Annotated in this window: 16 protein-coding genes; 7 read left to right on the top strand and 9 right to left on the bottom strand. The window is 40.1% G+C overall.

Annotated features, from left to right (window positions below):
* Window positions 1–392: 392 nt before the first annotated feature.
* Entirely contained in the window at window positions 393–1,682 is a 1,290-nt protein-coding gene (locus A9267_RS20690; protein ID WP_065110589.1) for a peptidoglycan DD-metalloendopeptidase family protein, read from the top strand.
* A gap of 72 nt (window positions 1,683–1,754) precedes the next feature.
* Here A9267_RS20690 and A9267_RS21685 read toward each other — a convergent pair whose 3' ends face one another.
* The 4 genes from A9267_RS21685 to A9267_RS20670 form a co-directional block, all read right to left on the bottom strand.
* Window positions 1,755–2,189 (bottom strand): HNH endonuclease, encoded by a 435-nt coding sequence (locus tag A9267_RS21685; RefSeq protein WP_082972485.1) that lies wholly within the window; start codon window positions 2,187–2,189, stop codon window positions 1,755–1,757.
* 33 nt (window positions 2,190–2,222) lie between these two features.
* Window positions 2,223–2,822 (bottom strand): YgjP-like metallopeptidase domain-containing protein, encoded by a 600-nt coding sequence (locus tag A9267_RS20680; RefSeq protein WP_082972494.1) that lies wholly within the window; start codon window positions 2,820–2,822, stop codon window positions 2,223–2,225.
* A 160-nt stretch (window positions 2,823–2,982) separates the two neighbouring features.
* Window positions 2,983–3,420 (bottom strand): DUF3010 family protein, encoded by a 438-nt coding sequence (locus A9267_RS20675; protein ID WP_055024685.1) that lies wholly within the window; start codon window positions 3,418–3,420, stop codon window positions 2,983–2,985.
* 79 nt (window positions 3,421–3,499) lie between these two features.
* Entirely contained in the window at window positions 3,500–4,885 is a 1,386-nt protein-coding gene (locus tag A9267_RS20670; RefSeq protein WP_055024684.1) for a DEAD/DEAH box helicase, read from the bottom strand.
* A 132-nt stretch (window positions 4,886–5,017) separates the two neighbouring features.
* Between A9267_RS20670 and rssA the strand changes: the two genes are divergently transcribed.
* From rssA to nrdG, 3 genes are all read left to right on the top strand, one after another.
* Complete coding sequence (gene rssA, locus A9267_RS20665; RefSeq protein ID WP_065110588.1) at window positions 5,018–5,989, top strand: patatin-like phospholipase RssA; 972 nt, start codon at window positions 5,018–5,020, stop codon at window positions 5,987–5,989.
* Window positions 5,990–6,199: 210 nt separating this feature from the next.
* Window positions 6,200–8,320 (top strand): anaerobic ribonucleoside-triphosphate reductase, encoded by a 2,121-nt coding sequence (gene nrdD / locus A9267_RS20660; RefSeq protein ID WP_055024682.1) that lies wholly within the window; start codon window positions 6,200–6,202, stop codon window positions 8,318–8,320.
* Window positions 8,321–8,526: 206 nt separating this feature from the next.
* Complete coding sequence (gene nrdG, locus A9267_RS20655; RefSeq protein WP_065110587.1) at window positions 8,527–9,009, top strand: anaerobic ribonucleoside-triphosphate reductase-activating protein; 483 nt, start codon at window positions 8,527–8,529, stop codon at window positions 9,007–9,009.
* 9 nt (window positions 9,010–9,018) lie between these two features.
* Here the strand turns inward: nrdG and A9267_RS22215 are convergent, their stop codons facing one another.
* The gene (locus tag A9267_RS22215) at window positions 9,019–9,636 is read right to left on the bottom strand and encodes a prepilin-type N-terminal cleavage/methylation domain-containing protein (protein WP_065110586.1); all 618 of its coding nucleotides are present in this window, start codon (window positions 9,634–9,636) and stop codon (window positions 9,019–9,021) included.
* Between the two features lie 266 nt (window positions 9,637–9,902).
* Between A9267_RS22215 and A9267_RS20645 the strand changes: the two genes are divergently transcribed.
* The 3 genes from A9267_RS20645 (at window position 9,903) to A9267_RS20635 (ending at window position 11,860) form a co-directional block, all read left to right on the top strand.
* On the top strand, window positions 9,903–10,259 hold the full coding sequence (locus A9267_RS20645) for a YibL family ribosome-associated protein (protein WP_055024679.1): 357 nt from the start codon (window positions 9,903–9,905) through the stop codon (window positions 10,257–10,259).
* 84 nt (window positions 10,260–10,343) lie between these two features.
* Entirely contained in the window at window positions 10,344–10,958 is a 615-nt protein-coding gene (gene ribA / locus A9267_RS20640; RefSeq protein ID WP_055024678.1) for a GTP cyclohydrolase II, read from the top strand.
* Between the two features lie 50 nt (window positions 10,959–11,008).
* Window positions 11,009–11,860 carry a hypothetical protein gene (locus tag A9267_RS20635; protein ID WP_082972492.1) on the top strand — a complete coding sequence of 284 codons (852 nt, stop codon included), beginning with the start codon at window positions 11,009–11,011 and terminating at the stop codon, window positions 11,858–11,860.
* 243 nt (window positions 11,861–12,103) lie between these two features.
* Here the strand turns inward: A9267_RS20635 and A9267_RS20630 are convergent, their stop codons facing one another.
* The 4 genes from A9267_RS20630 to A9267_RS20615 form a co-directional block, all read right to left on the bottom strand.
* Window positions 12,104–12,430: a VF530 family DNA-binding protein gene (locus tag A9267_RS20630; RefSeq protein WP_065110585.1), complete on the bottom strand. Its 327-nt coding sequence runs from the start codon at window positions 12,428–12,430 to the stop codon at window positions 12,104–12,106.
* A gap of 201 nt (window positions 12,431–12,631) precedes the next feature.
* Window positions 12,632–13,297: an AAA family ATPase gene (locus A9267_RS20625; RefSeq protein ID WP_055024675.1), complete on the bottom strand. Its 666-nt coding sequence runs from the start codon at window positions 13,295–13,297 to the stop codon at window positions 12,632–12,634.
* Window positions 13,298–13,411: 114 nt separating this feature from the next.
* On the bottom strand, window positions 13,412–13,714 hold the full coding sequence (locus tag A9267_RS20620; RefSeq protein ID WP_065110584.1) for a PilZ domain-containing protein: 303 nt from the start codon (window positions 13,712–13,714) through the stop codon (window positions 13,412–13,414).
* Between the two features lie 133 nt (window positions 13,715–13,847).
* The gene (locus A9267_RS20615) at window positions 13,848–14,258 is read right to left on the bottom strand and encodes a phosphate-starvation-inducible protein PsiE (RefSeq protein ID WP_055024673.1); all 411 of its coding nucleotides are present in this window, start codon (window positions 14,256–14,258) and stop codon (window positions 13,848–13,850) included.
* Window positions 14,259–14,376: the final 118 nt, after the last annotated feature.

Genomic DNA, 14,376 nt, shown 5'->3' with positions numbered 1-14,376 from the left:
TTATTATGACAATTGATTAGCTATTACGGCGAAAGCAAATCTCTCACTTACTGAAATATTCGTGCTGATTTCAGTAAGTTGAGGGTAATAATTCTACCTAGATTTCATTAATCGTCATTAAATATGCACGACTTATGCAGTCTTGATATGGTTGCAAACTTCTAGTAACAGTCCCTTCCCATGCCATTTACTTTCGCTTTAGAAGTGTTCATTTGAACTGTGCAGAGTTCAAATTTATGCAGTTCAAACGACAGTTTATATTTTTATTCGTCACTATTTTTGATATAACAGTTCGCTAATATATCTTCTAGTGCTTAAGTACCCATTTTTAATATTCTATCGGTTTAGCTAAAAGGTATTATTTTTTATTCAGTATTAAGGCGGATGCAAGATTGCTTTCAGCAAATAAAAGCAGGGGCCAAGCTCGATTTAATAAGGTGCAAGCCTTACCTGCAATACACAGAAAATTATTACTTGCCAGCGTATTCGTAGTGGCAGCAGCTTTGTTGTGGCCAACACCGCAAGAGTTCTCTTCTCAACGCATTCCTGTGGCTTTAGACATTGAATCATTGATCCCGAATTTATCTGATTCTGCACCAATAGATGTTATTGAGCCCGAAAAACCGAGTTTCGAACGTATTATTGAAAATGGCGACACATTAGGTCATTTATTCGAGCTTGCGGGCATTGGTCAGCAAACCATGTATAAAGTGCTTGAAGCTGATTTGAATGTACTTGCGTTAGATACCTTAGCAGTAGGTAATCGGATACAATTTTTTCAAGATGAGCAGCAACAACTGACTAAGTTAGAACTGTATTTTAATCCTGCTTATCAAGTTGTTTTTACTCGTTTTGACGATGGTAGTTTTAGTGTTGAAGAAATCAATATCGAAGGTATTTGGCAAAATAGGATTATTAGTGGTGAAATCAATGGCTCATTTTACCTCTCCGCTCAACGTGCGGGGTTAAATGCTCGTGAAATTCAAACCATTGAAAACCTATTGTCGAGCAAATTAGACTTCTCTCGTGATCTGCGTGCAGGAGACACCTTTAATGTACTAATGAATGATCAATACATCGAAGGTGAGTCAACAGGTGCGACACAGTTACAAGCTGTAAGAATTAACACTCGTCGTAATAATGTGAATGCGTTTCAGAACGTGGATGGAAATTATTATGATGAACGTGGACAAGGGTTAGCGAGTGCTTTCCAACGTATTCCATTAGAGCGTCAATACCGTTTATCTTCCCGCTTTAATCCGACGCGTAAACATCCAGTCACTGGACGTGTTTCGCCTCATAACGGTACAGACTTTGCGACCCCAATTGGAACTCGAGTCGTCGCTCCTGGTGATGGTGTTGTGTCTATGGTCACCAATCATAGATTTGCTGGAAAATATATCGTTATCGAGCATGATAACAATGTGAGAACACGCTACTTACATTTATCTAAGTTTCTTGTGCGCAAAGGCCAGCGGGTTAAACGTGGTCAAGTTATTGGTTTAACAGGCAATACAGGTCGAGTGACAGGGCCTCATTTACATTATGAGTTTCACGTGAACGGTCGACCAGCAGATCCAATGCGAGTGAGCATTGTTGAAGCATCGGTACTGCCAAAAAATCAAATGGACCAATTTAAACAATTGGTCAGCAGTAAAAAAATGATGATGGATCTAGGTTAATCTTTACAGGATTAAGACTCCTGTATTAATCCAATATAAACCACTTTTAATTCGATATTAAAAGTGGTTTTTTTATGTTCTCCAGTCTGTTTCAAACCTGTCGGATTTACCTGTATTACAGTGCTCGCAAAGAATTTGTAGGTTGTTTATGTCTAATTCGAGTTCTGGATGCTTTGATCGAGGTTTGATGTGGTCTACATGCATAATGACATTATGCTCAGGAGAGCGGCCGCAACAGGCACATTTATTTCCGTATCGCTCAAAAGCCTCAGCTTTTAAGTCATTCCATTTTTTGCTGTTATAAAACGAAAGTATTTTGGGTTCATCAAATGGTATCAGTTCCCACTCATGGTATTCAGTTGGGGAAATGTCAGGCCCCATTAACCCTACAGAATACCCCTGTTGGCTATGTATTTTTAACCAGGAACGGATAGACTTTAGTGCAGCCTTTTCTGATTTATAATGCTTGGTTCTGCGCCCTTCACCTCTATAGGTTGCTACATACATGATAACGCTCCAATACTTTATTATTTAATTAGATTAATACGGTGACTTGCCTAACTCAATACATGTCAATAATAATCGTAAATCTAACTCAAGTTGGTGATAATCCGCTGTCATATATTCACAGAGTTGGTAAAAGGCTTTGTTGTGCTCTTTTTCTCTTAGGTGTGCAAGTTCATGCACGACCACCATTCTCAATAATGGCTCAGGGATAAACTTAAGTTTTGATGAAATTCGAATTTCATTTTTAGCTTTAACTTTACTGCCCTGTACACGGTTAGCATAAGTATGAAGGCCTAACGCTTGATGGCTTAAACTGATTTTTTCATCAAAAATGACCTTTGACAAAGGATCTGATTGTTTTAGATAAGCCTGTTTATATCCCATCGCATAGTCATATAACGCTTTATCAGTGCGAATATCATGGATCGTGGGGTAGCGTTTTATTAAAAGCCTGCCGAGGGTATCGTTGGCAATATGTTGTTTAACTTGTTCAATTGTGTTGGCTGAATAGCCTTTGATGTATTTAAGCTGCGCCTGTTGTTGCTGTTTGGCTTTTACATCTTTACTGGTAACTAAGCTTGCCAGGGTATCTCTTGCGGCTGCCACTTTTGCAGAACTTACCTTAACGGGCATTTGGGGAGGTGCTTTTCGAGGCGATTTAGCTGATTTGTTTGAGCTCATTGAGTTAGCTCGCTTGATAGGGATGAATAGGGTGTTCTAATTATGAAGCCTACCCATTGATAATTAACGTGTTTGTTAAGTTAACAGGTAGGCTCGCAAATTTGTCTAGAGTTTAGACTTTACCGTACATACGACGATTTTGCTGTGCGTAAGCGGCTTCAAATGCTGGCAGCTGAACACGCTTTAGACCTAAAGTATCTAAATCTGCTTGAGGCGGGTTACGCTTAAGCTCTTCTTTGATAATAACAGGGCTAATTATGCCAACAGGCAAGTCAGTGATTTGAATAGCGGTTTCGAGTTTAAAACTGGTCGCAGAGCCGGCAAACTTACCTTTTTGCTCACGTTCAATGATGACAATTTCATCTACTTTGTAATCTTCCATTAATTTGTGGAAAGCAAAGTGAAACTCACGGATTGATTCTGTTTCAGCTGATTTTGAAATGCTGAAAGAAATTTGACGACACTCAGGTACGTTGAATGTTTCCACTTCGTAAGTTAATAAACTAATGATGGCTTCGCCACCTTTTAATTCCACACCACAAATTTTCATGTTTCACCTTACTGTTAATCTGGTTTAAATCTTTATCATGCCGATTTACTGTTAAAACAGCATGATGTTTTAATGAGGTTTACTCTTCGCCAAGCTCGTGTTCATTGTCTTCAACAATGCTGTTGTCGTTTTCAACAATTTTGGCTGGCTTGGCTTTACGACGCATTGGCGCATCACCAATATCGACGCCAGTAATAAAGCGTTTATCGCGTTTAGGTGCAATTTTAGGCTTTTTAGCCGTGTTACGCTTTTTATTGGCAGCTTTAGGGTCATTGGCCTTGGTATTTTTGTTACCCGTTTTGGGCTTATCTTTTAACCCTTTAAATTTTCCTTCAAGACCTTCTATGGTCGAAAAGTCGAAATTCTTGCGTAAAAATACTTGGATTTTCTTAAAGCTGTCCCAGTCTTTAGGACCGACTAAAGAAATCGCATCACCTTTTGCGCCTGCTCGACCTGTACGGCCAATGCGATGGACGTATTCTTCGGCAAATTTAGGCATGTCAAAGTTAATCACTAATGACACGTTTAATAAATCTAGGCCACGAGAGGCGACATCCGTTGTAACTAATATTTTCTGCTGACCACGGCTAAATTTGTCCATGATCTGATTACGAGCTGATTGGTTTAAGTCACCACTTAATGCGGCAGTTTCTAATCCTTGCTCAGCAAGTAATTTAGCTAATCGGTCGGTATCAGCACGCGTCGCTGTAAATATGATGACCTGTTTATGCTGCTCGGTTTTGAGAATGTGCTGCAATAGGGCTTGCTTGTGATCTAAGTGGTCAACTAAATACACACGTTGCTGAATGTCTTTATGCTCGTTATGAGATGCCCCAATGGCGACATGGCTCGGCGTTTTAAGTAATGTGGCAGCAATATCATTAATATGGTCATGATCTAACGTGGCTGAAAACATTAATGTTTGTCGACGTTTGTGATCAGCAGCTTCGTTAATGGCTTTTAATTGCGGCGCAAAACCTAAATCAAGCATTCGGTCGGCTTCATCAAGAATAAGGAGCTCTAAGCCATTTAAGTAAAGATGACGCTGCTCTAAGTGATCAGCGATACGTCCGGGTGTAGCCACAATAAAGTGAGGGTCACGAGATAAGGATTTAGCTTGATCATTAAAGTTTTCCCCTCCTAAAATACTGACCGCTTTATACTGGGTATTTGCCACTAATAAACGTAATTGACCGTATACTTGCTGAGCCAATTCCCTTGTCGGTAGTAATATCAACACACGAGGGTCTTTTTTAGAAAGCGCTTTTGTTGAAATAACACGCTGAAGTGCGGGTAACAAAAACGCCAAGGTTTTACCTGAACCGGTTTTTGAAGATGCCATTAAATCTTTACCTGCTAAGGCAATTGGCAGGGCTTGCTGTTGAATTTCGGTTGGCTCAGAAATGCCCATATGCTTTAGACTTTCAAGTAAGCGTTTGTCTAAAGAAAAATCGGTAAATAACAAAGGTAAATCCCCTAAAAAATGATAGCCAGATATTATAACGTGTATGCTAGGCGATAGCCAACAGCTAAAGGCTCAGTTATGCTGAGTTTATAAGATTAATTGAGTCAAATTAAGCGACAAGGGATGTAAAAGATGTCGGAGCATGAAAATGAGCCTGCGGTGAATAAACCATTAAGAGTCGGTGTGGCACTGGGTAGTGGCGCAGCTAAAGGTTGGGCCCATATCGGTGTGTTGAAAGAACTGGCTGAAATGGGAATACATCCAGATAAAATTGCAGGATGTTCAGTTGGTGCATTGGTAGGTGCAGCGTATGCCAATGATCATCTTGATGAGCTAGAAGCGTGGGTGCGTGGTTTTTCCAGTTGGGATGTTTTAGGTCTGATGGATTTAAGCTGGCGTAAAGGCGGGCTGATAAGCGGTGAAAAAGTTTTTGATGTGCTGGCTGGCCGAATTGGTGAGCTAAAAATTGAACAACTGAAAAAACCATTCTCAGCGGTGGCAACTGATTTATACTCCGGACAAGAAATTTGGTTTAAAGAAGGGGATTTACGACACGCTGTTAGAGCATCATGTTCAATGCCAGGGTTTTTACCACCTGTTCAACTAGAAGACAGATGGCTAGTCGACGGCGCTGTGGTGAATCCTGTTCCAGTATCAATGTGTCGTGCGATGGGAGTTGATGTGGTCATTGCTGTTGATTTAAACGGCCATCGCCGTAACAGTATGCATATGTTGCCACAACAGATGAAAAGCCGTGCTCCTACAGCGTTAGAAAAACAACAACAAGAAGCCAAAGAGCCAGACTCTGCTTTTATGGATATTCTGGGTAAAGGTAAAGAGTACATTGCTAGCTTTTCAGAGAAGTTTTCGATGTCGACTAAATCCCATCCAGGCATGATTGCAGTGATGTCTCAGTCAATGGATATTCTAGAGCAGCGCCATAAACGTGCCAGACTGATGGGCGATCCACCTGATGTTTGCTTAGTTCCTCAGCTTGCTGATATAGGCACCATGGAGTTTCATCGTGCGGCAGAAGCCATTGAAGCTGGCAGGCAGTCTGTGCGTCAAACTGCTCATTTAATCAACTCTGCTTTAGGGCGATAACGTTTTTCAATTACTCGGTCAAGCTCTGTTTTGCCAAATAGTGCAGAGCTTGGCAGTAATATTTTTCATTTCACTTCTCCTCATCAAACTATGATCCAGATCATAGATTTCTAGTCTTCGTTATAGCTTAATACACCATATCTAGTGTTTATTGGTTTTTTGTTGTGGATATATAGTGTTTATATCCTGTGCATAAATGGAGTAAAAGTAATGCCTGTAGTAATTAAAAGGGACGGTTGTCGGACTGTATTTGATGAGTCTAGAATTAGGGATGCCATCGTTGCTGCTATGGCGACGGCTACAGGTCATGCTGATGTTGATTACGCTGCTACCATTGCGGGTGTAATCCGAAATCAAGTCGCGAATGAAGAAGAAGTACAAATTCACCATTTACAAGATTTAGTGGAAAATCTATTAATGGAAGGGCCTCATAAAGAGGTTGCACGTCATTATATTGAATACCGTCACGATCGTGATATTTGCCGTGAAGCAAAAAGTAAACTTAACTGTGAAATTCGTGGGTTAGTTGAGCAAAGTGATAGCTCAATTTTGAACGAAAATGCCAATAAAGACGCTAAAGTTATTCCTACACAACGCGACTTACTCGCGGGTATTGTAGCCAAGCATTATGCTAAATCACACTTGTTACCAAAAGACATTGTAGCTGCTCATGAATCGGGTCAACTGCATTATCATGATTTAGATTATGCGCCTTTCTTCCCGATGTTTAACTGCATGTTAATTGATTTAGCAGGCATGATGACCCATGGCTTTAAAATGGGTAATGCCGAAATTGATACACCAAAATCAATTTCAACTGCCACAGCGGTCACTGCGCAGATTATTGCCCAAGTTGCTAGCCATATTTATGGCGGCACAACGATTAACCGTATCGATGAAGTGTTAGCGGAATTTGTGCAAAAGAGTTACCAGAAACAACTGGTGATTGGTAAAGAGTGGGGCGTGAGCGATGTGGAAGCATTTGCTATGGCGCAAACTGAAAAAGAATGTCATGACGCATTCCAGTCTTTAGAATATGAAGTGAACACTCTGCACACTGCTAATGGTCAGACTCCGTTTGTGACGTTTGGTTTTGGTCTAGGTACCAGCTGGGAGTCACGCTTAATTCAAAAGTCGATACTAACAGTACGTATGGCAGGCCTTGGTAAAAACCGTAAAACCGCGGTGTTCCCAAAACTTGTATTTGCTATTCGTGATGGCGTTAACCATAAAGCGGCTGACAGTAATTACGATATTAAAAAGTTGGCTTTAGAATGTGCCACGATGCGCATGTACCCTGATATTTTAAATTACGAGCAAGTTGAACGTGTTACTGGTTCGTTTAAAACGCCAATGGGCTGTCGCTCTTTCTTAGGTACATATGAAGAGAATGGCGAGTTAATTCATGAAGGCCGTAATAATTTAGGTGTGGTTAGCCTTAACTTACCTAGAATCGCAATCGAAGCTAAAGGCGATGAAAAAGCCTTCTTTGCATTACTTGATGAGAGAATGACTTTAGCGCGTAAAGCGTTAGATACTCGTATTGCTCGTCTTGTCGGTGTTAAAGCCCGCGTAGCGCCAATCTTATATATGGAAGGCGCATGTGGTGTTCGTTTAAAAGCTGATGATGATATTTCGGAAATCTTCAAAAATGGTCGTGCGTCTATTTCATTAGGTTATATCGGACTTCATGAGACAATTAATGCTCTTTACGGCACAGAAGAGCATGTATTTGATAGTGAGCTACTACGTACTAAAGCCGTTGAAATTATTAATGTCATGAAGCGTGCCACGGAGTCGTGGAAGGCTGAAACAGGTTATGGCTTTAGTTTATATAGCACGCCAAGCGAAAACCTATGCAGCCGTTTTTGCCAGTTGGATGCTAAACAGTTTGGTGTGGTTGAAGGTGTGACTGATAAAGGCTACTACACCAATAGTTTCCATTTAGATGTGGAAAAGAAAGTAAACCCATACGATAAAATTGACTTTGAATTGCCATATCCTGAGCTAACAAACGGTGGATTTATTTGTTATGGCGAGTTCCCTAATATGCAACATAACGTTGAAGCATTAGAAAACGTTTGGGATTACAGCTATAGCCGAGTGCCATACTACGGTACCAATACACCTATTGATGAATGTTATGATTGCGGCTTTGTTGGTGAGTTTAACTGTACAAGTAAAGGCTTTGTCTGTCCTAAATGTGGCAACCATGAGCCAAGTAGAGTGTCAGTAACTCGTCGAGTATGTGGTTACTTAGGTAGCCCAGATGCCAGACCGTTTAACCATGGTAAGCAAGAAGAAGTAAAACGCCGCGTTAAACATATCTAGTACTCGTTCTATGTCATATCAAAAACAATAAGGCGCTGAATAGCGCCTTATCTTTTGAGTGGCTAAAGTCTTAAAAGGGCGAGATCAAATAAGGCGAGTTGAAATAGGACGGCTAGGAATAAGTCACTAAGTGCTAGATATGGTATTAAACAGCATATTTTAAGACAGTTGACTACAGTGCATTAGCTTTTTAAAGGGTTAAAGTTATGAATTTTCATCAGTATTACCCAGTCGATGTGGTAAATGGACCTGGTACACGTTGTACCTTATTCGTAGCTGGATGTGAGCACCAATGTCGTGGCTGTTATAACCAATCAACTTGGGATCCACGCTCAGGTAATGAATTTACTCACGCGATGGAAGATCAAGTGATTGCAGATTTACAAGATACACGGATTAAACGTCGTGGTTTGTCTTTATCTGGTGGTGATCCTTTATTTGCGGATAATTTGCCTGCCATGTTAGCGCTAGTAAAAAGAGTGAAGCGTGAGTGCCCAGATAAAGATATCTGGTTGTGGAGTGGCTACCAATTAGCGGAAATGTCTTTAAAGCAGCAACAAGTATTAGCTTACGTCGATGTGTTAATTGATGGCAAATTTGAGCAAGATCTTGCCGACCCAAGCCTTAAATGGAAAGGTAGCGCTAATCAAGTGGTTCACGATTTGAGTCAGTTGATTGTGCTAAGTTAGTCGGCATATTTAACAACCGGTAATCGTTTCACCGATAATGACATTATTGTCTGTTCTGTCAAATACATAGTAAGCAAAGCATTGGTCACTTACGCTGTAAGAAGGGTAATAAACTGCGACAGAGTTACCGGGGATATAGGCAACTCCAATGCTAGTGGGGCCACTGGAGCCTTCAAATAGCATGAAGCAAAAATCACTATTGGTAACACATTCTTTATCAGGTTGATTCTGGCCTTCATCTTGTAAGCTCGCATCAAGTAAATACGTCAATGCATCTTGATTATATAACCAAGGGTGGCCAAATATGGTTTGGACAAATTCACCTGTTTCTAAATAAAATCCACCTTGGCTGTCAGTAGAGCTTGAATTACTATTTCGATCATTTTTCTCGATTCCTAATATGGCAGACTTGGCAAAAACTAATTCATCAAAGCCTTCAAAAGCGCCAGATACACCTTGTATTCCTGATGCGTGAGCTTCATCAGCAACGGATAAAAACCTCGGTGCAGCAATAACAGCAATGATCCCCAATATAATGATGACCACAACTAATTCTATTAAAGTAAAACCTGCTTGATGCTGGGTTTGATTAGATAGATTTTGATGTAAATTATTATTGTTATGCATATTAAAGAATATCCCTAAAGGAAAATTGAGTCCGTTAATCACTTGGCCACAGATCCATCAGGCTCAATTAATGATAGTGCATTTAACACCTTATTGAACTTAAAGGTCAATTTAGCTGCAGTAATGCACAAAATTATGCACTGTAACAAGTTTTGAAGTTAGCTTATTCAGCCGCTTTAGGTATATAATTTGCGTTCGAAAAAGTGTTGTTCGATAACAAAACAACTTTTTGCTATCGATAGCATGAAAGAATTTAAGGTAAAGAAATGAATTTAAAACAAGAACTGCAAACACTAAATGATAAAGCAGAGAAGTTTCGTCGTAAGCTTGCTGCCGCTGAAGCTCGTGAAGACAAAGCCGTTATCATGCAGTTTAAGAAAGAAATTGCGACAGTGACTAAACGTATTGCCAGTTTGAAAAATCAGCAGTCTCGTTTATTGAACAAGCAAGGCCAAGATATCAAAGGTTTGAAATTTAGCCGTGAGCTCACCAAAGCTGAACAAGCTGACATGGGTAAATTAAAAAAATCGGTAAAAGGTCTAGTGGTTGTTCATCCTATGACGGCTGTAGGCCGTGAAATGAATATCAAAGTTGTTACTGGTTTTGCTCCTGCAAAATTCTAATCCAGTATTCGAAGTTTTCATGACATAACGTCAGTTCAAGGATGATCAGTCTCAAGGATTGAGCGTTGTCTTAAAGGTTTATCCATGTCGATTAAATATATCGCCACTTCTAAGTTACCTACGCCTTGGGGCGTATTTGCTATGCATGGTTTTGAAGATACAGAAACTGGTAAAGAACATGTGGCGTTAACTTATGGCGAACTTACCTCAACTGAAGCCATGTTAGGCCGCATTCATTCTGAATGCCTGACGGGTGATGCGCTATTTAGTTTACGTTGTGATTGCGGGTTCCAGTTACAAACAGCAATGCAAAATATTGCTGAAAAAGGCCAAGGCTTTATTTTATATTTGCGTCAAGAAGGGCGTGGTATAGGCTTGCTGAATAAAATTCGCGCCTATGAATTACAAGATCAAGGCGCGAATACCGTCGAAGCTAATGAACGTTTAGGTTTTGAAGCTGATATGCGTAAATACGACATGATCGAGCCAATGCTGAAACAAATTGGGGTCAGTAAGGTTAAGTTGATGACTAACAACCCTCGCAAAGTGAAAGCGATGCAAGCCGTTGGCATCGAAGTTGTTGAAAGAGTGCCTTTGCAAGTGGGTAAAAACCGCTACAATGAAGATTACTTGAAAACAAAATCTACTGAGCTGGGTCATATGATGACTGAGCACCATTTTATCGATGATGAGAAATGAGAGTAGATAATCATTCTGGACATCATCGTTAACCCATGGTTGTTACAAAATTGAAATTTACCTGTTCAGACACATCAAGAAGCGTTGCAAAAGCATTTGCAGCGCTTTTTATTGGTTTGTCGGTTTGTGTAACGTGTTATGCCGCTGACACGAATAACCCAGATGTGAATCATTATGCGTTTGCTAACTACATAGGTAGCGGTATTTACCGAGCCTCTGGGCAAAATGCTGCAGTAGTCAATATTCCCTTTGCATTTGATATTGAAGAATCAGAAGACCATGTTTTAACGTTAAGGTTACCTATTTCGTTAGGCTTTTTTGATTATTCTTTCAGCGATCTTCCTGAGGGTGAATTACCTGACAATGTTGGTACCATGACCATTACGCCAGGTATTGAGTATAAATGGTTTTATGATGAGCAACTAACCTTAGAGTCATACCTTGATTTAGGCTATGGTCACAATTTTTCTAATTCCAGTAATGTTGGCATATTCTCAACAGGTATATCGGCTTTATATGAAGTCGCCGAACCCAAGTACACGCCTATTTGGGTAAATCGTGTTTACTACGCCGGCTATAAAAGCAGTATCAACGATAGCTCAGAAAGTTATTCAGTGCTTCAAACTGGTCTAGATTTTGGTGTAGGGCAACATTGGGATTGGGGCGAGTATACCGTTGAACCACGGTTATTTGTTGCGGGCCGCTGGTACTTCAATAAGCTAAAATTTATAACGCCATTAGATGATGATTTACAAACATCAAGCACTTACGAAATCGGTGCGACATTGGCTCTGTCTAAGCCGCTAGGTTGGGGATGGTTTAGTACAGATAGATTTGGGGTAAGTTACCAAACGGATGGCGAGCTACAAGTCTGGCGTTTAATATTCGAATTTCCGATGTAATAGTGAGTGCTGTGGTGCTTTCTGGGTTACGCTTTTATTGGTGGCGATATTCACAGCGTATCCGCTGTGAATGTAATGCAAATGAGTCATCGTGAACCGTACCGGGCTTATCTGAATGCGATAGCATTAATCACTTTCAACGAACATCACTTCGTACCTTATAATCACTTTGTACCTTATAGCCGCTCCAAGTAAATTTAGCGCCAAATATTGAAAACAGTGCGGTACGTGTTAGGCTCGCTGTTACTTTCCCCAGATGTCTGCATTCACGCCAGCAGTGCTCTTATTAGTGTGTGTCGCGTTTGTTGCGGGTTTATTGTCACTTTTTTCGACATAAGGTTTAGGTGCGGGTAAAGGCAACTTATTCGTTTTAAGCCACAGGTATTCAACTTTATCGCGAGCCCATTGCGTTTTACGTAAAAACTTTAGGCTAGACTTGATACTCGGGTTATCGTTAAAGCAGCGGATATTGATACGGCTGCCTAGTTCTTCCCACCCATACTTATCGACAAGCTCAGTGACGATAGTTTCAAGTTTCATACCATGAAGTGGATTGTTAGCTTGTGTCATGACTCAGAGTTCACTCAGATTAAAATCTTAAAATTAGCCTAATGATACCATTAACTCGATAACTTTACTTAGGCACAAGTGAGGTATATGAGAGTCGAAAGGGAGGTTTTCATTGATTTCATTTAGGTTGTCTTTTGTTGCACTTATCGTTAAGGCATAAAATAAATAATATTAAATGCATAACACAATGAGATTAACCGCTTAAAACTCAAAATTATTATCAGGTGGAATAGCAAATAACTCTTTCGCGATTGCACGAATTTCTTGAGCCGCTTTTCCTTCAGGGTCAACTTCAAGCACTGAGGCACCACTTTCTTCGCTGTCATCATAGATATTACGGTTAAAGGTAATGGCATCAAGGGCTGTTAAACCAAATGATTTAACCACGTCTTTAGCTTCTAAAATACGCTTAAATTGTGAGGGTAAAGAAGGGCATTGACTGATAACAATAGTGGCGACCATTTTCGGGTTGACCATTTTACAGGTGCTTAGCATATCTTCCATATGCGGTAAGGTTTTTAAATCGCGGCGTTTAGGTCTTAATGGGATGACAACATAGGTTGCAACAGACATTGCTGCTCGCATCGCTAGGTTATCTTGGCCGCCACAATCGACAATGACATAATCAAAGCGCTCGCCGAGACTAAGTAAATCATTGCGGATTTTACCGTAAAGCTGAATGCAATTAATGGGTTTCAGTTCGGCTTTGGTATTACGGGCTTGTATCCAATCTGATGTGGTGCGTTGAGGGTCACAATCCACCATTAACACGTTAGCGTTAAATGTCTCTGTTACATAGACGGCTAGGTTTTGTGCTAAACAACTTTTTCCACTACCGCCTTTTTCTCCACCAACGAGTATTATCATAACCTTGCCTTTATTAAGATGATGGTTAACGTCTTCTTTATCTAAGGATAGTTCAATAATTACTTTTTAAATCATCAGTTTTATATTTATTGCGCAATTTTAATCAACATCAATTTAAAGCAATTGCATCGCAATATGAGAACTATGTTCAGACGCTTGAGTGCATCGACAAACTTGCCCCTTAATGGTGTTTTGCTTGTCAGTTTGATGGTTGAAGGTAATTGCGATTAAATCGCCTAATGAAAATGAAGTTTTATAGTCGATGAGAATGCCTTTTCGGGCTAAATCGATACATACACCAAAGTCTTCATGTGACTGACCATTTGCATCAATCCAATGCAGTAAAATACGCTCTGCTTCCATGTCGACGCGTAAAGATTGACGTTTTTCTTCAAATCCAGTGTGTTCGTTAGACATGAGATTGCAACTCCGTTTTATGTTTGCTCTGTGTTATTCAGTTTGTAGCTAATTCATACTAATCAACATCGACAAAAAAAGCGATAAGTTAGTCACTTATCGCTTTTAAGGTTACGCTTTATCTCGTGTCATTCTAATGATCTAAATCTTTATTTTTGGGGTAAGGTAACTTCAACTGTCCCCAACGTATGACAATAACGGTACAAGCAAGAACAATGGTTGATACTGAGATTGCCAATATTCGCCAGTCATCCATGCCTTTCATATCAAGAATCAAGTAACGAGCTAGAGCAACAATCGCAATATAAATTGGCATTCGAATAGGTAACTTACCTGACTCGAGGTAGTTAACGACCATGGCTAATACTTCAAGATAGATAAATAACAGCAGTAAGTCAGCTAGTTCTACAGTTCTTATCTCGAACATGTGCATGATTTCTTCGCCGATAGCAAATACCGTGGCGACAGAAATAATGAACAAAACGACATGTTCGACACTTTTCAAACTTTTGATGCCGATTTGGCGAAGGATAGGGAGCGGCATAATAATGGATATCTCTTATTAGAATCTAATTGATAATTCAGTATATTCTGCTAGGCGAGACTTTGCTCAGTGATCCAGATCATAAAAGGTAAATTTATCTGAAGTTGTCGATACAATT

The sequence above is a fragment of the Shewanella sp. UCD-FRSSP16_17 genome (assembly GCF_001675935.1).
In the GTDB taxonomy this organism is placed as follows: Bacteria; Pseudomonadota; Gammaproteobacteria; order Enterobacterales; family Shewanellaceae; genus Shewanella; species Shewanella japonica.
Note: the sequence above shows the minus strand (reverse complement) of the source record. Positions and strands in the feature narration are given on the sequence as shown.

Bases quoted from the DNA above. Each gene is read 5' to 3' on its own strand.
- nrdG (WP_065110587.1), top strand. From the start codon at position 8,527: ATGAATTTTCATCAGTATTACCCAGTCGATGTGGTAAATGGACCTGGT.
- A9267_RS20620 (WP_065110584.1), bottom strand. From the start codon at position 13,714: ATGTCTAACGAACACACTGGATTTGAAGAAAAACGTCAATCTTTACGC.
- A9267_RS22215 (WP_065110586.1), bottom strand. From the start codon at position 9,636: ATGCATAACAATAATAATTTACATCAAAATCTATCTAATCAAACCCAG.
- A9267_RS20680 (WP_082972494.1), bottom strand. From the start codon at position 2,822: ATGCCCGTTAAGGTAAGTTCTGCAAAAGTGGCAGCCGCAAGAGATACC.
- rssA (WP_065110588.1), top strand. From the start codon at position 5,018: ATGTCGGAGCATGAAAATGAGCCTGCGGTGAATAAACCATTAAGAGTC.
- A9267_RS20675 (WP_055024685.1), bottom strand. From the start codon at position 3,420: ATGAAAATTTGTGGTGTGGAATTAAAAGGTGGCGAAGCCATCATTAGT.
- nrdD (WP_055024682.1), top strand. From the start codon at position 6,200: ATGCCTGTAGTAATTAAAAGGGACGGTTGTCGGACTGTATTTGATGAG.
- A9267_RS21685 (WP_082972485.1), bottom strand. From the start codon at position 2,189: ATGTATGTAGCAACCTATAGAGGTGAAGGGCGCAGAACCAAGCATTAT.
- ribA (WP_055024678.1), top strand. From the start codon at position 10,344: ATGTCGATTAAATATATCGCCACTTCTAAGTTACCTACGCCTTGGGGC.
- A9267_RS20645 (WP_055024679.1), top strand. From the start codon at position 9,903: ATGAATTTAAAACAAGAACTGCAAACACTAAATGATAAAGCAGAGAAG.
- A9267_RS20630 (WP_065110585.1), bottom strand. From the start codon at position 12,430: ATGACACAAGCTAACAATCCACTTCATGGTATGAAACTTGAAACTATC.
- A9267_RS20625 (WP_055024675.1), bottom strand. From the start codon at position 13,297: ATGATAATACTCGTTGGTGGAGAAAAAGGCGGTAGTGGAAAAAGTTGT.
- A9267_RS20615 (WP_055024673.1), bottom strand. From the start codon at position 14,258: ATGCCGCTCCCTATCCTTCGCCAAATCGGCATCAAAAGTTTGAAAAGT.